The sequence below is a fragment of the Xylophilus sp. GW821-FHT01B05 genome, from assembly GCA_038961845.1.
Taxonomy (GTDB): Bacteria; Pseudomonadota; Gammaproteobacteria; order Burkholderiales; family Burkholderiaceae_C; genus Xylophilus.
This window is the reverse complement of record CP152408.1, coordinates 5,548,664-5,566,590: the sequence shown is the minus strand read 5'-3', so window position 1 is coordinate 5,566,590 and position 17,927 is coordinate 5,548,664. Positions and strand designations below refer to the sequence as shown.

General features: G+C 66.9%; 19 protein-coding genes. 11 read left to right on the top strand and 8 right to left on the bottom strand.

The genetic code is table 11. From position 1 onward, the window contains the following. Positions 1–46 precede the first annotated feature (46 nt). From AAFF27_25980 to AAFF27_25960, 5 genes are all read right to left on the bottom strand, one after another. A complete protein-coding gene (locus tag AAFF27_25980) occupies positions 47–1,075 on the bottom strand; it encodes an alpha/beta fold hydrolase (protein ID XAH23389.1) in 1,029 nt (342 codons plus the stop codon). 20 nt (positions 1,076–1,095) lie between these two features. Continuing rightward, positions 1,096–2,085: a tripartite tricarboxylate transporter substrate binding protein gene (locus tag AAFF27_25975; protein XAH23388.1), complete on the bottom strand. Its 990-nt coding sequence runs from the start codon at positions 2,083–2,085 to the stop codon at positions 1,096–1,098. Positions 2,086–2,219: 134 nt separating this feature from the next. After that, the gene (locus AAFF27_25970; protein XAH23387.1) at positions 2,220–2,699 is read right to left on the bottom strand and encodes a CinA family protein; all 480 of its coding nucleotides are present in this window, start codon (positions 2,697–2,699) and stop codon (positions 2,220–2,222) included. Then, complete coding sequence (locus tag AAFF27_25965; protein XAH23386.1) at positions 2,696–3,238, bottom strand: phosphatidylglycerophosphatase A; 543 nt, start codon at positions 3,236–3,238, stop codon at positions 2,696–2,698. The genes AAFF27_25970 and AAFF27_25965 overlap by 4 nt, the downstream gene beginning before the upstream one ends. A 42-nt stretch (positions 3,239–3,280) precedes the next feature. Beyond that, positions 3,281–4,651, bottom strand: coding sequence for a glycerophosphodiester phosphodiesterase family protein (locus AAFF27_25960; GenBank protein ID XAH23385.1), 1,371 nt, complete (start codon positions 4,649–4,651; stop codon positions 3,281–3,283). Positions 4,652–4,760: 109 nt separating this feature from the next. Here AAFF27_25960 and AAFF27_25955 point away from each other — a divergent pair, with 109 nt between their 5' ends. Continuing rightward, complete coding sequence (locus AAFF27_25955; protein ID XAH23384.1) at positions 4,761–5,411, top strand: FMN-binding negative transcriptional regulator; 651 nt, start codon at positions 4,761–4,763, stop codon at positions 5,409–5,411. Here the strand turns inward: AAFF27_25955 and AAFF27_25950 are convergent. Beyond that, a complete protein-coding gene (locus AAFF27_25950) occupies positions 5,395–6,030 on the bottom strand; it encodes a helix-turn-helix domain-containing protein (GenBank protein ID XAH23383.1) in 636 nt (211 codons plus the stop codon). The genes AAFF27_25955 and AAFF27_25950 overlap by 17 nt on opposite strands. A 77-nt stretch (positions 6,031–6,107) precedes the next feature. Between AAFF27_25950 and AAFF27_25945 the strand changes: the two genes are divergently transcribed. The 4 genes from AAFF27_25945 (at position 6,108) to AAFF27_25930 (ending at position 9,713) form a co-directional block, all read left to right on the top strand. Beyond that, the gene (locus AAFF27_25945; GenBank protein ID XAH23382.1) at positions 6,108–7,562 is read left to right on the top strand and encodes an MFS transporter; all 1,455 of its coding nucleotides are present in this window, start codon (positions 6,108–6,110) and stop codon (positions 7,560–7,562) included. Positions 7,563–7,612: 50 nt separating this feature from the next. Beyond that, positions 7,613–8,239, top strand: a complete 627-nt coding sequence (locus tag AAFF27_25940) for a superoxide dismutase (protein ID XAH23381.1) — start codon at positions 7,613–7,615, stop codon at positions 8,237–8,239. 149 nt (positions 8,240–8,388) lie between these two features. Beyond that, positions 8,389–8,718 (top strand): hypothetical protein, encoded by a 330-nt coding sequence (locus AAFF27_25935; GenBank protein XAH23380.1) that lies wholly within the window; start codon positions 8,389–8,391, stop codon positions 8,716–8,718. Between the two features lie 257 nt (positions 8,719–8,975). Beyond that, a complete protein-coding gene (locus AAFF27_25930; protein XAH23379.1) occupies positions 8,976–9,713 on the top strand; it encodes a tRNA-uridine aminocarboxypropyltransferase in 738 nt (245 codons plus the stop codon). 167 nt (positions 9,714–9,880) lie between these two features. Here the strand turns inward: AAFF27_25930 and AAFF27_25925 are convergent, their stop codons facing one another. After that, positions 9,881–10,108 carry an addiction module protein gene (locus AAFF27_25925; GenBank protein XAH23378.1) on the bottom strand — a complete coding sequence of 76 codons (228 nt, stop codon included), beginning with the start codon at positions 10,106–10,108 and terminating at the stop codon, positions 9,881–9,883. 271 nt (positions 10,109–10,379) lie between these two features. Here AAFF27_25925 and AAFF27_25920 point away from each other — a divergent pair, with 271 nt between their 5' ends. Next, a complete protein-coding gene (locus tag AAFF27_25920; GenBank protein XAH23377.1) occupies positions 10,380–10,529 on the top strand; it encodes a hypothetical protein in 150 nt (49 codons plus the stop codon). Positions 10,530–10,902: 373 nt separating this feature from the next. Next, positions 10,903–12,921: a phospholipase D-like domain-containing protein gene (locus AAFF27_25915; protein ID XAH23376.1), complete on the top strand. Its 2,019-nt coding sequence runs from the start codon at positions 10,903–10,905 to the stop codon at positions 12,919–12,921. Positions 12,922–13,153: 232 nt separating this feature from the next. Here AAFF27_25915 and thiL read toward each other — a convergent pair whose 3' ends face one another. Continuing rightward, complete coding sequence (thiL, locus tag AAFF27_25910) at positions 13,154–14,128, bottom strand: thiamine-phosphate kinase (protein XAH23375.1); 975 nt, start codon at positions 14,126–14,128, stop codon at positions 13,154–13,156. Between the two features lie 109 nt (positions 14,129–14,237). Here thiL and AAFF27_25905 point away from each other — a divergent pair, with 109 nt between their 5' ends. The 4 genes from AAFF27_25905 to AAFF27_25890 all read left to right on the top strand — a co-directional run bounded on the left by AAFF27_25905 (position 14,238) and on the right by AAFF27_25890 (position 17,780). Then, positions 14,238–15,137, top strand: a complete 900-nt coding sequence (locus AAFF27_25905) for a LysR family transcriptional regulator (GenBank protein XAH23374.1) — start codon at positions 14,238–14,240, stop codon at positions 15,135–15,137. A gap of 118 nt (positions 15,138–15,255) precedes the next feature. Further along, on the top strand, positions 15,256–16,146 hold the full coding sequence (locus tag AAFF27_25900; protein XAH23373.1) for an NAD(P)-dependent oxidoreductase: 891 nt from the start codon (positions 15,256–15,258) through the stop codon (positions 16,144–16,146). 47 nt (positions 16,147–16,193) lie between these two features. Then, positions 16,194–17,141, top strand: coding sequence for a tripartite tricarboxylate transporter substrate binding protein (locus AAFF27_25895; GenBank protein ID XAH23372.1), 948 nt, complete (start codon positions 16,194–16,196; stop codon positions 17,139–17,141). 57 nt (positions 17,142–17,198) lie between these two features. Further along, entirely contained in the window at positions 17,199–17,780 is a 582-nt protein-coding gene (locus tag AAFF27_25890) for an amino acid synthesis family protein (protein ID XAH23371.1), read from the top strand. The last annotated feature ends 147 nt before the right edge of the window (positions 17,781–17,927 follow it).

Genomic DNA, 17,927 nt, shown 5'->3' with positions numbered 1-17,927 from the left:
AGGTGGGGCCTAGGCATATAGCTATTAAAAACAGAGCGGCCGGCCGCTAGCGCCCCGCGCCCTCGATCAGCTCGCGCAGGGCCTCGCTCCAGAGTGCGTGCGCCGGGCCCGAGGCCTGGTGGCCGAAGGGCGTGTCCATCTCCAGGTAGCGCAGCGGACGGTGGCCGCGGGTGCGGGCCATCGCGGCCTGCATGGTCGGGTCGGGCGGAAACAGCAGGTCGCTGTTGGCCACCACATGCAGCACGTTGGCACGCACCTGCTCCAGCCGCGGCCGCGCATCAAAGGCCTGCGCGGCGCGCAGCAGCGTGACCAGCGCATTGCCGTCGAACTCCCGCGCCCAGGCCGCCGCAGCGGCCTGGATGTGCGCCTGGCGCTGCGGTGGCGCCCAGCCGCGCGCCGCCAGCACGGCATCCATGCCGTAGGCGTACATGGTCTCGGTGCGGATCTTCTCCAGCGTGGGCACGATGCCGCCGCGCTCGTAGTAGTGGCCGCCGTTCCAGTGCGGATCGGCGCGCAGCGTGGCCAGCAGCGCGTCCATGCCCAGATGCCGGTTGGGCGCCAGCCGTGGCGCCGAGACGATGACCCCGATCGCATCCACCCGGCCCGGCTGGTCGAGCGCCCATTGCAGCGCCTGGAAGCCGCCGAAAGACGGCCCCACCACCGTGCGCAGGCGCTGCACGCCCAGGTGCTCCAGCAGCCGGCGTTGCACCTCGACGACGTCGGCCAGCGTGATCTCGGGGAAGTCCGGGCCGTAGGGCCGGCCGCTGCGCGGATCGATGCTGCCGGGGCCGGTCGTGCCGTAGCAGGAGCCGAGCATGTTGGAGCACACGATGTAGTAGCGCTCGGTGTCCAGCGGCTTGCCCGGCCCGATCAGCGGCGCCCACGAGCCTTCGGCCGTGCCCTGGCCGTGCGCAAGCATCTGGTGGCTGGCGGTGTAGCCGTGCGTGACCAGGATGGCGTTGCTGCCGTCCTCTGCCAGGCGGCCATAGGCGGCATAGGCCACGGTGACCTGGGGCAGCACGCTGCCGCAGGCAAGGCCCAGCGGGCCGAAGGTATGGCGCAGATCGGATGGCATGGGAACGAGGTGGTCTCAGGTCAGGAAGCGCGGATGCCCGCAGATTGGATGATGCGGCCCCAGCGCCGGGTCTCGTCGCGCACAAAAGCGTCGAAGCTGGCCGGGTTGCCGGTGAAGACCTCCCAGCCCTCGGCCTCGACCTGGCGCCGCACCTCGGGCACCTGCATGGCCTGGGTGGTCGCCGCGTTGAGCCGCTCGACGATGGCCGCCGGCGTGCCGCGCGGGGCGTCCAGGCCGCCCCACGAGGTCACGACCAGGTCCGGGTAGCCGCATTCGACGAAGCTCGGCACGTCCGGGTAGACCGGATTGCGCTTCTCGCTGGTGACGGCCAGGGCGCGCAGCTTGCCGGCCCGCACGTGCGGCAGCAGCGTGTCCTGGTTGGTGGCAAGCATGGGCGCCACGCCGGACAGCACGTCTTGCAGCGCCGGGCCGCCGCCCTTGTAGGCGATGTGCGTCAGGCGTATGCCGGCGGCGCGCTGGAAGATCTCCATCGTCAGGTGGCCGGAGGTGCCGTTGCCTGCGCTGGCGAAGTCGATCTTGCCGGGCTCGGCCTTGGCCAGCGCCACCAGTTCGGCGACGGTCCTGGCCGGGAAGTCCGGGCGCACGACCAGCACGTTGGGCCCCTGGAAGGCCGACGCGATGTGCACGAAATCCTGCAGGTAGTCGAAGGGCTGCTGCAGCAGGCTGGCATTGATGGTGTTGAAGACCCCGGTGAGCAGCAGGGTGTAGCCGTCGGCCGGCGCCTTGGCCACCACGGCGGTGCCGATGCCACCCCCGCCGCCGCCCCGGTTGTCCACCACGAAGGACTGCCGAAAGACCTTGCCGTACTCGTGCGCCAGCAGCCGCGCCATGCGGTCGGTGGAGCCGCCGGGCGGTACCGGCGCAATGATCTTGACCGGGCGGCTGGGCCAGGCATCGGCCGCGCCGGACGCATGGCCAGGCAGGGCCAGGGCGCCGAGTGCGGCAGCGAAGGCGCGGCGGCCAAGCGGGTGCGCAAGCGCTTGCGGCATGGGTGTCTCCTGTCGTTGTTACCGCTAACATTCTGCGGCCGGCAGGAGGCGTTTTCAGGCGGAAGAGGGTTTTTCCTAGGCTGGAGAATCTTGTGGAAAAGTGCCTCTAGCCCAGGACGGCTCTGGGCTAATAGCTATATATTTAATAGCTGCAGCAGCCGCGCCCGCGCATGCGCCACCGTGGCGGCACGCACCGCCGCGCGGTCGCCGGCAAAGCGCTGCGTCTCCGTCTGCACTTGCCCGCCCACCGCAAAGCCAAACCACACCGTGCCCACCGGCTTGGCCGCGCTGCCGCCCGTGGGGCCGGCCACGCCGGTCACGGCCACGCTGACCTGGGCGCGCGAATGGGCCAGCGCGCCTGCGGCCATGGCGCGCGCCACGGGTTCGCTGACGGCGCCGTGGGCGGCGATAAGGGCCGGGTCCACGCCCAGCGAATCGGTCTTGGCGGCGTTGGAGTAGGTGACAAAGCCGCGCTCGAACCAGTTGCTGGAGCCGGCCAGGTCGGTGCAGGCCGCGGCGATCATGCCGCCGGTGCAGCTCTCGGCCGTGGCCAGCATCCAGCCGCGCGCCAGCAGGGCGCTGGCCACGGCAGACCAGTCGTGGCCAGTGCTCATCGGTAGTACTTCCAGGCGGCGATCACCAGCAGCGTGCAGAACGCCGCCACGAAGTCGTCCAGCATGATGCCGAAGCCGCCGCGCGCGCCCGGGCCGTGGAAGGCGCGATCCGCCCAGCCCACCGGCCCGCGCTTGACCGCATCGAAGATGCGAAACAGCACAAACGCGCAGACCTGAGCCAACAGCCCGGCCGGCGTCACCAGCCACAGCACCAGCCAGAAGGCGACGATCTCGTCCCAGACCACGTTGGACGGGTCCAGCGTGTTCAGGTTGCGCGCCGTCACCGTGCAGGCCCACCAGCCCACCAGCGTGCTGCCGGCGATCAGCCAGCCGATCTGCGCCGACGTGAGCCAGTGCTGCAGCACCAGGAAGGACAACCAGCCCCACAGCGTGCCGGCCGTGCCCGGCGCAATGGGCGACAGGCCCGAGCCAAAGCCCAGCGCAATCCAGTGCGCAGGGTGGGCGCGCATGAAGCGGGCGCTGGCGCGCAGGGGCGGGGAGGCGGGAGCGGCGGTAGGCGAGTCGGCGGATGCAGTCATGGGCTCGCATCATGCCGCAGGCCTTGCGCGGCTGCGGCTGTACTAGCGCCCGCTCTCGCGCAGGTAGGCCGCGCGCGCCGCAAAGGCGGTCGGCGTGAAGTCAGAGAACACGCCGTCCACGCCGGCGCGGAAGAAGGCCAGGTACTCGGCGGTTGGGTCGCCGTTGTAGAGGCCGGCCAGGTACTTCTTCTCGTTGCGGAAGGTGAAGCTGTGCACCAGCAGGCCGGCCTTGTGCGCATCTGCGATCAGGCCGGTGGGGGTGATGGTGTTGACCTCGGCCAGGGTGCCGGTGTAGGGCGTGCCGTCGGCGTTTTTGTCCTTCCAGGGCAGGATGCGCAGCGACAGCAGTTGCGGCTTCCAGGGGCCTATGCCGTCGGCATAGGTCTTGATCTCGGCCAGGCCGGCGGGGGTGAACATGGCGTCGAAGTAGCGCGGGTCGCCGGCCAATGTCCAGCTGTAGGGGCGGCCGCTGGCGAAGGTGCTGGCCTGGCGCGTGTTGTAGATGGTGGCGCCGGTGCGGAAGTCCATGCCGTTGCCGTCCATCAACTGCACCGCCTTGGCCTTCAGGCCGCGGCTGCGCAGGTACTTGAGGCTGGCTGGGTCAAAGCTCTGCACGAAGACCGGCGCCTCTTTGCTGTTGAGCTGGTTGGCGTCGAGCGCCTTCAGCAGCGCGTCTTCCAGCGGGTGGCTGCCGGGCAGGCCGCAGCCGTTGGCAATGGCCTGTGCGTTGTTCCAGTAGGGGTTTTTGGTCTCGGGGTAGACCGACAGCGTGCGGCCCAGCGCCTGGCTCTTGGCGCGTGCGATGTCGATCAGCTCCTGGAAGGTCAGCACCGGGTAGATGCCGTTGAGTGCGCTGGGGCGCTGGTCGCGCGCGTCGTAGGTGGTGCCGCGCACCCATTGCTTCAGCTCGGCCACGGTGAAGTCGGTGATGGACCAGTCGCCGGTGTGGTCCTCGCCGTCCACGATCAGCGACTTCAGTACCGATTTGGGGTTGGCCGGATCGGTCAGGTCGCTGAGGTATTCCGACGGCCCGCTGTCGGCCGTGGTGGGCCAACTGACCTTGACCTTCACGCCCGGCACGGTGCGCTTGCGCGCGGCCACGGCGGCATTGGTCTTGGCGACTTCGGCAATGCTGGTGTTGTCGCTGAGCCAGGGGTTGTGCCGTACCACCAGCACGCAGTCCTTGCTCAGGTGCAGATCGGCTTCGAGCGAGTCGGCGCCCTGGTCGGCGGCGGCCTCGTAGGCGGGCTGCGTCTCTTCCGGGTACAGGCCGGGCAGGCCACGGTGGCCGATCACCAGCGGCACTGGCTTGGCGGGCGGCGGTGCTGGCTGCGGGCTGCTGCAGGCGGCGGCGAGCAGGCCGGCAAAGAGGACGGGGAGGGCGGCCAGGGCCGTGCGGGAGCGGTGTTGCATGAGAAGGGCCTCCGGGGGAATGCGCGATTCTGGGCCGGCCCCGTGTCGTAGCCGTGACGCTTTGTAGGCCGATACTCTGTGGCCCCACCAACAGACCCACGCGCACGCCATGTACCTGCCCGCCCACTTCGAAGAGAAAGACCTTGCCCTGCTGCACGACGCCGTGGCGCGCTCGCCGCTAGGCGCGCTGGTGACCTTGTCTGATGCGGGGCTGGATGCCAACCAACTGCCCTTTGAATGGGACCGCTGCCAGGGCGGCCTGGGCGTGCTGCGCTGCCACGTGGCGCGCGCCAATGCGGTGTGGCAGTACGTGGCGGCCATGCCGGTCGAGGCGCTGGTGGTGTTCCAGGGGCCCAGCGCCTATGTCTCGCCCAGCCTCTACCCAAGCAAGCAGGACACCCACCAGGTCGTGCCCACCTACAACTACCAGGCGGTGAACGTGCACGGCCGCGTCACGGTGCATGAAGACGCGCGCTGGCTGCGCGGCCTGGTCGGGCGCCTGACCCGCCGCTTCGAGGCCGGCCGCGACGCGCCCTGGGCCATGGCCGACGCGCCGCGTGATTACATCGACGACATGCTGACCAAGATCGTGGGCCTGGAAATCGCCATCACCCGCGTTGAAGGCAAATGGAAGCTGAGCCAGAACCGCACGGCGGCCGACCAGCAGGGCGTGGTCGCTGGTTTGGGCGCAAGCGCCAGCGCTGCGGATCGAGAGGTGGCCGAGGTGATGCGCGGGCTTGCCGCTACGCCACCGGCGTAATCCGGTACACACAGCGCCGCGCACCCGCCAGCAGGTGCTCTTCGCGGCGCAGCGTGGCGCCGGTGCCGGCAACCTCCTGGAACAGCTGCAGCTCCGAGCGGCAAAAGCCCTGGCAGCTTTGCGCGGCGGCGCAGATCGGGCAGTGGTCTTCCACCAGCAGCCAGTCGCTGCCCGCGCGCTCGAGCCGGGCCATATAGCCCTCGGCCGCGCGGATCTCGGCCAGGCGGCGCAGGCGCGGCTCCAGCGCGGTCAGGCCGGCACAGGCGCGCTGGTAGTCGGCGCGGCTGTCGGCCTCGCGCTGGCTGACCAGGCGCTCCAGGCCTTCTTCCCCAAACAACTGGCGCACCGCGCCTATGAGCTGCAGGGTGAGCTGCGCATGCGTGTCCGGGAAGCGCGCATGCCCGGCCGCCGTTAGCGCCCAGGCCTGGCGTGGCCGGCCAACGCCGGTGGATTCGGCCTGCCGGCCTTCCACCAGGCCTTCGGCCTGCAGCTTCTGGATCTGCTGGCGCGCGGCCTCGGGCGTGATGCCCAGCGCCTCGGCCAGCGCGGCCGCAGGCGCGGGGCCGCGGGTCTTCAGCAGCAACAGGATGCGGTCGGCCGTGGGAGTGGTGTCGTCCATTACGCAAGATTTTACTTGCCTAACTCTGGCGGTGGAATTAATAATCCAAGTAATTTCTTGGATAAAAGGTTTTGCCCGTGTCTGTTGCCCTCGATAGCCCGCTCGCTCCCGCCACCGCCGCCTGGGGCGACCTGCTGCGGGGCCGCAACGGCCTGCGCGCGGTGGCGTTGACGGGCGGCGTGGCGCTGCATGCGGTCAATGTGCACATCGTCACCACCGTGCTGCCCTCGGTGGTGCAAGAGATCGGCGGGCTCGACTGGTACGCCTGGAACACCACTTTGTTCGTGGTCGCCTCCATCGTCGGCGCGGCCTTGTCGGTGCGCCTGCTGGCGGCCTGGGGGCCGCGCGGCGCCTGCCTGGCGGCACTGGCCGTGTTTGCGCTGGGCTCGGCCGGCTGCGCGCTGGCGCCGTCCATGGCCTGGATGCTGGCCGGGCGCAGCGTGCAGGGGCTGGGCGGCGGCGTGCTGGCTGCGCTCAGCTACGCGCTGATCAGCGTGGTGTTTGCGCCGCCGCTGTGGCCGCGCGCGGTGGCGCTGGTGTCGGGCATGTGGGGCGTGGCCACCTTGTGCGGGCCGGCCGTGGGCGGCTTGTTTGCGCAGGTCGGCGCCTGGCGCTGGGCCTTCTGGGCGCTGCTGCCGGTGTGCGTACTGCAGGCGCTGTTGGTGGCGGTGCAGTTGCGGCCCGCCGTATTGCAGCCGCGTGATGCGGCAGGGCCGGTGCCGCGCATTGCGGTGCTGCAGATCGCGCTGCTGGCGGCATCCGTGCTGGCGGTGGCGGCGGGCAGCCTGTCGCCCGCGCTGGGCTGGCAGGCCGCCGGTGTGTTGGCCGGCCTGGCCTTGGGCGCGGCCGCCATTGCGCGCGACCGGCGCTCTGCCGTGCGCCTGCTGCCGCGCGGCGCCACTGGCCTGGGCACGCCGCTGGGCGCCATCTATGCGAGCGTGGCGCTGCTGCTGATCGGCACCACCACGGAAATCTTCGTGCCCTACTTTCTGCAGACGCTGCACGGCCATGCGCCGCTGATGGCCGGCTACCTCACCGCTGCCATGGCGGGCGGCTGGAGCGTGGGCTCGCTGCTGTCCTCGGGCCGCACCGGCGCGGCGGCAGCGCGGCTGCTGCGCGCAGGGCCGCTGCTGTGCACGGCCGGGTTGTTGGCCATGGCCTTGCTGGCGCCGCTGGGCGGCGGCTGGCCGGCGCAGATCAGCACGCCGCTGGTGGCGCTGGCCCTGGCCGCCGTGGGCGCGGGCGTTGGCGTGGGCTGGCCGCATCTGCTGACCCGCGTGCTGGCGCTGGCACCGCAGGGTGAAGAGGGCACGGCATCCGCCGCCATCACCACGGTGCAGCTCTACGGCATGGCGCTGGGCGCGGCCGTGGCCGGGCTGGTGGCCAACGCGGCGGGGCTCACGCACCCGGGCGGCGTGGCCGGCGCGCAGCAGGCGGCGGTCTGGCTGTTTGCCTGCTTTGCGCTGGCGCCCTTGCTGGCCGCGCGGCTGGCGCTGCGCATCACCGCCGCCAAGAACACCACGGGCCGCTGATGCGGGCCGCACATCCGATTCCTCCACCCCACCTTGAAAAGGCCATGACCATGACGACCCACACCCTGCCCATGCTCGCCTATGCCTACGACGCACTGGCACCGCACGTCGATGCGCGCACCATGGAAATCCACCATGCCAAGCACCACCAGACCTACGTCAACAACCTGAACGCCGCCGTGCAAGACACGCCACTGGCCGGCCAGCCGGTAGAGGCCCTGATGACCGGCCTAGACAAGTTGCCCGAAACCCAGCGCATGGCAGTGCGCAACAACGGCGGCGGCCACTACAACCACAGCCTGTTCTGGACCGTGATGGCGCCCAACGCCGGTGGCCTGCCCAGTGGTGAGCTGGCCCAGGCCATCGCCAGCGAGCTGGGCGGCTTCGACGCGTTCAAGGAAGCCTTCACCAAGGCCGCCATCAGCCGCTTTGGCAGCGGCTGGGCCTGGCTCAGCGTGGGCAAGGACGGCAAGCTGCTGGTGGAAAGCAGCCCCAACCAGGACAACCCGCTGATGGCCGGCGTGGGTTCTGGCGCCACGCCCATCCTCACGCTGGACGTATGGGAGCACGCCTACTACCTGCAGTACCAGAACCGCCGGCCTGAGTACATCGCGGCCTTCTTCAATGTGGTGAACTGGCCCGAGGTGGCACGCCGCTACGCCTTGGCCAAGGGCTGATGCTTGTGACCACCCCGAGGCTACGCGCTTCGCCCCCTTCGAAGGGGCACCGCCTGCGGCCTGGCAAAGCCAGTTCCGCGGCGGTTCTCGCATGGCCTGCTCTGCGGCCATTTGTGCTGGCGGGTGGTGCGCAGCGCCGTGGGTAAGCAATGGGCCTGCAACACGAACCCCTGGAGCGCCTGCTGGCCGAAGGCCGCGACAGCGCGCTGCTGCGCATGGGCCTGGCGCTGGCCTACCACCGCAGCGGCGGCTTCGAGGCCGCGCGCGAACACATCGTGCGCGCGCTGGATTTCGACCCGGACTTTGCTGCTGCATGGCGTTTGCATGGGCTGATAGCGTTGGCGCTGGACGATGCCGCGCAAGCAGCCAGCGCCTTCACGCAGGGCCTGGCCGTGGCGCAGCGGCGCGGCGATCGGCAATTGGTGCGTGAGCTGGAAGTGCGCCTGCGGCGGCTGGGACGCCCGCCATGCGAGGGCTGACCGACTCGCGCTGCCGCAGGCCTATACCTCGGCGCCGGAATCGTGGTCCATGGGCAAGAGCGTCATCGCCAGCAGATCCGCATTACAGACATCCTGCACATGTCGTGCTCATCATTCCGTCACACGACCTGGTGGTGGTCCGCATGGGCTATGACAAGGGAGCGCTCGCGCTGTTGATGGACGCCGTGCCTGCCCCGCGCTGAGTGCGGCCGGCCTGCATGCCGCAGCCAGCCGCAGGCATACCCGAGAATCCCCGCATGCCCCACGCCGTCTCCCTCTTGCGCGCCGCCCGCCTGGCGCGCGCCACCAAACCTTTTCTGGCGCGTGGCGGCTTCAAGCGCGAGCGCTGCGCGGGCTGCCGGCTGTTGCCCAGCCACTGCATGTGCAGCCTGCGCCCCTCGGTGCCCACGCGCGCAGGGGTGTGTTTGCTCATGGCCGACATCGAGCCGCTCAAGCCCAGCAACACCGGCTGGCTGATCGCTGACGTGGTGCCCGACACCTTTGCCTTTGGCTGGGCGCGCACCGAGACCGACCCCGCATTGCTGGCCCTGCTGGCCGACCCGCAGTGGCAGGCCTATGTCGTGTTCCCCGGCGAGTACGCCGCGCCCGAGCGGGTGGTGCACACCGTGCAGCCGGCGGACGCTGGCACCGGCAAACGCCCGCTCTTCATCCTGCTGGACGGCACCTGGACCGAGGCCCGCAAGATGTTCAGCAGAAGCCCCTACCTCGCCCAGTTGCCCGTGCTCAGCCTGCAGCCCGAGCAGATATCGCAGTACAAGCTACGCCGCTCCCGCCGCGACGACCACTTCTGCACCAGCGAGGTCGCCGCCCTGTGCATGCACCTGGCGGATGAAGTTGTTGCGGGGCAGACGTTGGAGGCTTACCTGGCGGTGTTTACGCACCACTATCTGCAGGCGAAGAATCAGCAGCCCATTGCGTGGGAGGGGGAGGCGCATCGGCGATTGCGGGAGGTGCCCGCTCTGGCTGCTGCGTAGATGCCGGGCCGTGCCACGCTGCTACCGCCTTGCGCCGCCGTAGCCAGACCTTCTGTGCTGGTGGCGAACGACGAGGAACCGCTGCGCTACCAGTAGGCCTGCCTGCTCGGTATAGAAATCCAAGGCATCGGCGATGTCTTGCCCAGCGTCGGGGTGAAGCGAATATGTCACCCAGCGAGCCTTGACCGAAGGCGGTTCATGGCGTCCTGCGCAGAGACTTCGGCTACGGAGCCCAAATCCAATGACGCCTCTCTTCGATCCGCTTCCAATTCCCAGGCTTCCTCGACTTCGGGGTCGGCGTCGAGGCTCGCGATGAGGCGCTCGAGGAGGTGTGAGCGGTCCGCAGGGGCAAGCTTCAGGGCTTCAGCTTCCAGGACTTCAAGCTTGGTGGTCATCGTGATCTCCGACGCGATTGCGCTGAACAAGCCGTAGCTTGCCACAAGCGGCGCCGTCTTCTCGATGGAAGGGTTGGGCCACTGGTGGAGTAGATGAAAGGCGGTTCGCCGGGGTGCGCGGCATGCCTGACGTGCTGCAGCAAGCATTGCGCAACAGCGACGTGTTCGGCCGGCTGGGCGGGGAGGAGTTCTGCGTGCTGCTGCTGGACCAGGGCGAAGACAAGGCCCAGGCGCTGGCCGACCGCCTGCGCACCCTGCTGGCCGAGGTGAGGTGCCGCGCCCCGATGGCTGGCTCACCGTATCGGCCGGTGTCGCCGGCCTGCGCGACGGTGAATCCGTCATGCAGACGCTGCACCGGGCGGATCTGGCGATGCTCAAGGCCAAGCAGGCGAGGCGGGATACGGTGCGGGTTGCGGTTTAGGGGTGCTGCCGAAGTGGTTGCTGGACGAATGCTGGAGGTCTACCTGGCGGTGTTTGTCCACCAGTATTTGCAGGCTGTAGCCGATTGCGCGGGAGGGAAGGGGGGGGCTCGTTCTGGCTGCCGCGTAGATGCCGGGCCGTGCAGGGCTGTGGATAGTCGGGGATGGGAGGGCGGCGGCTTCGAATCCTGGCGAGTGGCAGAGGGCGACCAACTGCAAACGATGTCCTCGAATGCCGACAGGAGAGTTTGAAAAGCTACTTCAGAAAGTTGAATCTATTGTTTGGCACAAGTCGCTCATAGCGTTGGTGCGGCAGAATGATTCCAATAGACGTTCTCCTCAAAGGACGCCTCAACCCTCACCACTTCCATAAAAATGCTGCTGTACCACTCCCCTGCAGAAAGGCGCAGCGCATCTCCTTTTGACTCCACGATTTTGGAGGTTGCGCATGGGAACGCAATAAAAGTTGTCAGCCCATACATTGGGCTAAGTTACCTTGAGCGTGTCCTCGAAAGTAGCTCAGGCTGGAAGCTGATTTCCGATGTGGATGCTTGGCTGAGTGCACTAAACCACAAGGAGAGAGTGCGCACAGAGGAGTTTATTCATGAACATCTGGGCAAGGTCCGTCACCTCTCGGGAGTGCACGCAAAAACAGTCATCGGGCCAAAAATGGCCTATGTAGGGTCGGCGAATCTCACCAAAATCGGAGTTCTGAGCCGGACCGAGCTGGGCGTACGAATCACCGAAGACGCTGCGCTCAAGGAGCTCCACGCATGGTTTGATGCGCTTTGGCATGTCGCAAGCGATATTCCCCGTGAGCGAGTTTCCGAACTCATTGCTTGGATGCGCCCGGGGGGCGAATTCGCGCCTGTCGGTCATAGCATCACGCTACTCAAGCCAATTTCCCATAAGCACGCCCCATTCGCACAACTCAGTAGTGCGCCGGAGGTGACGCCCCCGTTGTCACGGCCAAGCCCAGAGGATTTGGATTTAGCTCTCTTGGCCGCCTTTGATGCGCTTGCCGAGCATGGCTTCACCCTCGCTCAACTAAAAAATCACCTGAGCGATCATCTTCCTTTGGCGCTCAAAACACTGTACCTACAACTAATCCTCCACTGTGCGGCCATCCCCCGTACGGTATTTTCGCGGGAGGCAGTCAACCGATTAGTATGCTTTGGCGGCGTGTTTATGCAGAGCACGCCACTTAGGTTGTACCAAGCACTACGCCCATTCGACGACTACTTGGCGGCGATAGTTCGCTCACTTTCCTTCGAGACCCCTCGATCACTCCCCCAGCCCGATCAACTTGAGCGGCTAACCGGGATTCCTATAGGGTCTCAAGCAGTATTGGTGCATTCGCTGGTGCAAGAGCAGCTACTTCTTGGCGACAAAGGAATCTTTGTCTTGAATGACGATTGGGAATGGTCTCCAAAGTTCAAGCTACTAGCCAAGAGCTATACCGCTTGGCAAGAGGCTGAGCGGTCCCTGCGCACATCCTTCCGCACAGGCGCACTCCCCACGGCTGGTTTCACCTTACCTCCTTTGGCGCCTTCGTCAACAAGCGCGAAGAGCGTGGCGGCTAGCTCGCCAGTTGCCCCCATCCTTGCATCCCGAAGCACGATGAGTCCATTGGCAGCACCAGCGGACGAATTCGACCTCGCCCTCGATGGGGCCCTTCGAGATCCAACCAGTCTAGCCTTGCGAATAGACCACGTTTACGCGAGTCTTTGCGAGATGATTGAAGCTCCCCAGGCCACAAAAAAGCTACCCGATTTTGATGCCCTCGTCAGATACGTAGTGCGACTCTCAGGGGAGGAGTCTTGGCTGGTTAGAAAGGTGCTGAAAGGCGAAATACCGGGGTTTCCCAAGCTGCTCAAATTTAAGTTCGGTTCGGGGAAAACGCCTTGTCGCATCTATTTGTGCAACGATCTCATGGATGATGAGCTCTATCCGCGCACCATTGCTTTGCTAAAGCTTCGTGATGAGCCGCGTGCCATCGGTCGCAACCAAGATAAAAATACCTCTTTCAGTGACGAGCTAACGGCCGATGATGTTTTCCTGGCCCTGCTTCAGCTTATCGACGAGTTTGGTGAAGCTTTGCCGTACACCCACCTAACAGGGCTGTATCGGCGCCTCGCCACTTCGCTCAATACTCGGACGTCCGTGATCACGAAGCTCCTTCGTGAGCATGAAGGTTCCGCCCCCGTCACTATCGACAGGCTCTCTCGAAAACAGCGCCCCTCGAATAGGCTTATCGCGACCGTGTACGAATTGACAGAAGAACAAAAGCACTCGCTACCCCAAGCCGCCAACTTCCTCTCGACGATGAGAGGTGCGGTTCTACCCCATCCGCAATTGGCACCATCGCCGCACGACTCTGCTACATCTAAATAGAAGGTCGCTCACGAGAGGCGATCATAAAATCGCCGCACGTGAGGCCAGCGGGCCAGAAAGTCGAAGGGTATTTGAACGTCCGCTTCGGAGAAATCCGAGCTTCCGCTTTGAGCTCAAAGCTGCCTCCCATTCTCAAACGAGCGTCCTCTCGCCTTCTCCAATACCGCTTGCCTCGGTGCAGCTCGCTGGCTCCAGCCAGCGAAACCCTCCCTGCAGGGCGCCGCACCCACCTTCACCCAAAGTGATCAAACGCCCCAAACACCCCCTCCACCGGCGCCCCATCCGCATCCATCAACCGCACACCAACCTCGGCCTCGATCCAACCAATGCGGGTGACCGGCGTGCCGCTGGCGGCGGCTGCTGCCTCCACGCGGGCGCTGGCTTCGGGCGGGGCGGTGAAGGCCAGTTCGTAGTCGTCGCCGCCGGCCAGGACGAACTCCAGGCGTTTATTTGAAGGAAATATGCCTTCAGCCCAGGCAGGACCTTGGCATGAAGCTATCAATTCAGAAGCAATGAGGGTGTCGATCACGGCGCCGGTATTGCTGGCGCGCAGTACGTGGCCCAGGTCGCCGAGCAGGCCGTCGCTGATGTCTACCGCGCTGGTGGCGATGCCGCGCAGGGCCTGGCCCAGGGCTACGCGGGGCGTGGGGGTTTCCATGCGCAGGCGGGCGGCGTCGAAGATGGCGGCGGGCACCGACAGCGTGCCGCGGAACACTTCCAGTGCCAGCCGCGCGTCGCCCAGCGTGCCGCTGACCCATAGGTCGTCGCCGGGGCGTGCGCCGCTGCGCAGCAGGGCCTGGCCGGTGGGGACTTCGCCGAACACGGTGATGCAGATGTTGAGCGGGCCGCGCGTGGTGTCGCCGCCGACCAGCTCGCAGCCATGCGCGTCGGCCAGCGCCAGCAACCCGCGCGAGAAGCCAGCCAGCCAGGCCTCGTCCACATAGGGCAATGACAACGCCAGCGTGAAGGCCAGCGGCTTGGCGCCGCAGGCGGCCAGGTCGCTCAGGTTCACGGCCAGTGCCTTGTGGCCCAGGCGCGCCGGGTCTACGGTGGAGAGGAAGTGCCGGCCTTCAACGAGCATGTCGGTGGATACGGCCAACTGCATGCCGGGGCCAGGCGCCAGCAGCGCGCAGTCGTCGCCCACGCCCAGCGGCGAGCGCAGGGCGGGGCGGTGGAAGTATTTCTTGATGAGGTCGAATTCGCCCATGGTGCGGAGCGTGAGAAGAGGGCGCAAGGATAAACGCCGCGCCGGTAGGCCCGTGCTACGCTTTGAAGCCCTCCAGGCGTGAGCCTGAACCCACGCGCAGGAGCCGCACATGAAATTCAGACTCCGGCAGATGGAGGTCTTCCGGGCCGTGATGCTGACCGGCTCCATCAACGGTGCGGCCAAGCTGCTGTTCATCTCCCAGCCTGCGGTCAGCCGCATCGTCTCGCACACTGAGCAGACGCTGGGCCTGGCGCTGTTCAACCGCATCAAGGGCAAGCTGGTGCCTACGCCCGAGGGCGAGGCGTTGTTCCGCGAGGTGGACGATTTCTACCAGCAGGCGCTGCGCATAGACGACTTTGCGCGTGGCCTGGCGCAGGGGCCGTCTGGCACGCTCAACCTGGCGTCCAGCCCTTGCCTGAGCCGTGGCCTGGTGCCGCGCGCCATTACGCGCTTTGTGCAGCGCTACCCCAATATCCGCGTCAACTACCACACGACCCTGCTCAACAGCATGGCGCAAGAGGTGCTGAGCAACAAGGTTGACCTGGCGATCTCGGTGCTGCCGCTGGAGCATCCCAACCTGACCGTGCAGCCCTTCACCGAAGGGCGCATGGTGTGTGTGGTGCCGCGTGGGCATGCGCTGGCCCAGTTGCCGGCGGTGGCCATTGCGGAACTGGCGCGCTACCCGCTGATTGCCCACCATCCCAGCATTCCCTTTGGCCAATTGGTGTCGGCGGCGTTTCGCAAGGCGGGCGTCACGCTGGCCGCGCGCATCGACATCCACCTGACCGACGTGGCCTGCTCCCTGGTGCGTGCGGGCGCGGGCGTCGCCATGGTGGACCAGTTCACGGTGGATGGCATGGTGCAGGACGATCTGCAGGTGCTGCCGTTGGCGGAGGAGATCCGCCTCACGCCCAGCGTGGTGCGCTCGGTGTTCGACACCCGCAAGACACATGCGGACAAGTTCATCGAGATGCTGATGCTGTCGCTGGCGGGCGGAGCCAGCTCTTAACCTCAGGCTATACCCCGCCGCAGAAACAGCACTCGCCGCCGCGCGGCAGCGCTCCTAGGATTCCGACGCACGCCAGGCCCGCCTGGCACCGGACACCCACCACGGAGAGCGCTGCCTCATGAAAATCGGATTGATAGGACTCGGCAACATCGGCTTTCACTTTGGCTGCCGTTTGCTGGCCGCAGGCCATGAACTGGTCGTGTACGACCGCAGCCCGCAGGCCCAGGAGCGGCTGCTGGGCCGGGGCGCGCAGGGCGCAGAGAGCGTCGTGGCGCTGGCCTCGCAGGTCGAGATCGTGCTGCTGTGCCTGCCGCTGCCGCGCATCGTGGCCGAGGTGGCGGCTCAGGTGGCCCAGGGCAGCGCGGTGCGCACCGTGGTCGATTTGTCCACCACCGGCCCTTCGGTCACGCATGAGGTCGCGGCCCTGCTGCAGGCGCGTGGCATTGCGCTGGTGGGCGCGCCGGTAAGCGGCGGCACCGTGGCCGCGGAGAAGGGCACGCTGGCGGTCATGCCCTCGGGCCCCGAGGCGGCCTTCAAGGAAGTGGAGCCGCTGCTGCGCGCGCTGGGCAAGAACATCTTCTACCTGGGCGCCGACCCGAGCCTGGGCCAGACCATGAAGATCATCAACAACACGCTCTATGCGGCCAGCATGGTGGCGAGCTGCGAGGCGCTGGTCTATGGCACCAAGGCCGGGCTTGATGCCAAGACCATGCTGGACGTGATCAATGTCTCCAGCGGCCGCTCGTTTGCCACGCTGGAGCGTATTCCCCAGTGCGTGCTGGACCGCAGTTTTCCGGTGCGCTTCACCACCGAGCTGCTGCACAAGGACGTGAAGATGTGCATAGACGAGGCCGAGAAGCTCGGCGTGCCCATGCAGGTCGGGCCGGCCGCGCGCCAGTTTCTGGCCTTTGCCATTACCCAGGGCGACGGCGACAAGGACAACGTCTATCCGATCCGGCACCTGGAGGCCTGGGCGGGCGTGCAGTTTGGCAAGGCGCCGGCAAGCTGAGCGGCTGCGCACTTCGAAGAACCCAAAAATAAACAAAGAGACAAACCATGAAGAGATACCTGCTGGCGCTGCTGTGCGCCTTGCCGCTGTGCGCTGCGGCCGCCTATCCCGAGAAACCGATCCGCCTGGTGGTGCCGTTCCCGGCGGGCAGCATCACCGACGTGGTGGCGCGGGCTTTGTCTGACGGCATGGCCGCACAGCTGGGGCAGCCGGTGGTGATCGACAACCTGGCAGGCGCCAACGGCATCGTAGGCACCGTGTCGGCGGTCAAGGCCGCGCCCGACGGCTACACGCTGCTCATGGTGGGTGTCAGCACCGGGGCGAGCAATGTCAGCGCCTTTCGTGCGCTGCAGTACGACCCGCGCAAGGACTTCACGCCGATAGGCAGCATCGCCGAGGCGCCCTTCTTGCTGGTGTCCAGCAAGGAACTGCCGGTGAAGAACCTCAGGGAGCTGATCGACTACGGCCGCAGCCATCCGGGCAAGCTCTCTTACGGGTACGGCTCGGGCAGCGCGCAGCTGTGCGGCGCGCAGGTTGTCTCCATGGGCGACTTCACCGCCACGCCGGTGGCCTATCGCGGCGTGCCGCAGGTCATGACCGACCTGATCGGCGGGGTGGTGCACTTCACCATCGCTGATTTGGTCAACGGCCTGCAGCAGGCGCGTGCCGGCCGGGTCACCGCGCTGGGCGTGACCTCGCGCAAGCGCTCGCCGCTGGCGCCAGAGGTGCCGTCCCTGGCCGAGGCCGGCCTGCCTGACTACGACCTCAACGTGTGGTTTGGCATGGCCGCGCCGGCCGGCACGCCACCGGCCGTGGTGGCGCGGGTGTCTGCCGCATTGCGCGAGGTGCTGGCGACGGAAGCGCTGAAGAAGCGCTTCGAGACCTCAGGCCTCACGCCCATGTCGTCCACCCCCGAAGCCTTCGGGCGGCTGATAGATACCGAGATCGGCAAATGGTCCAAGGTGTTTCGCGATGCAGGCATGCAGCCGCAGTAGCCGGGCCTGCGCCAGCCGCTCTTTTCTTCGTTCACTTTCCATCAGGAGTCTTTCCCCATGTCCCTTATCCGCATCCGCAAGAAGCTGCTTAATGTCGAGACGATCTACCACGAGGGCGGGCCTGCGCCGGCCCAGCCGGTAACGATGGGCTCGATCGCGGTGGTGATCCACAACCCCTATGCCGGGCGCTACGTAGAAGACCTGTCGGGCTTGGTGAAGGACGCGACCGAGCTGGCCAAGACCTTGGTGCCCGAGCTGTTGGCCGCGCTGGGCGGCGCGGACAAGATCCAGGCCTATGGCAAGGGCGCCATCGTCGGCCTGAACGGCGAGCTGGAGCACGGTGCGATCTGGCACGAGGCCGGTGGCTGGTCGATGCGCGCCGAGCTGCCGCAGGCCAAGTCCATCGTGCCCGCGGCCAAGGTGGTGGCCTCGGCCGGCACGCGCCTGCAGATCCCGATGCATCACATAGAAGCCTGCTATGTGCGCAGCCATTTCAGCACCATGGATGTAGGCGCCATCGACAGCCCGCGCCCGGACGAGCTGCTGTATGCGCTGGTGATGTCCACCGGCAGCCGGGTGCACGAGCGCCTGGGCGGCCTGCGCGCCGACAAGATTGCGGTGGGTGACGGCCAGCGCTAGGCCCATGCTGTTCAGTTGACTCCGTTCGCCTTGAGCTTGTCGAAGGGCCGCCAGGCGCGGGCGTCGACAAGCTCAGCCCGCACGGGGTATTGATTCAACCGAGCAGCATTGGCGCTAGACCAGTGGCCCCATGGGCCCGTTCTGCTG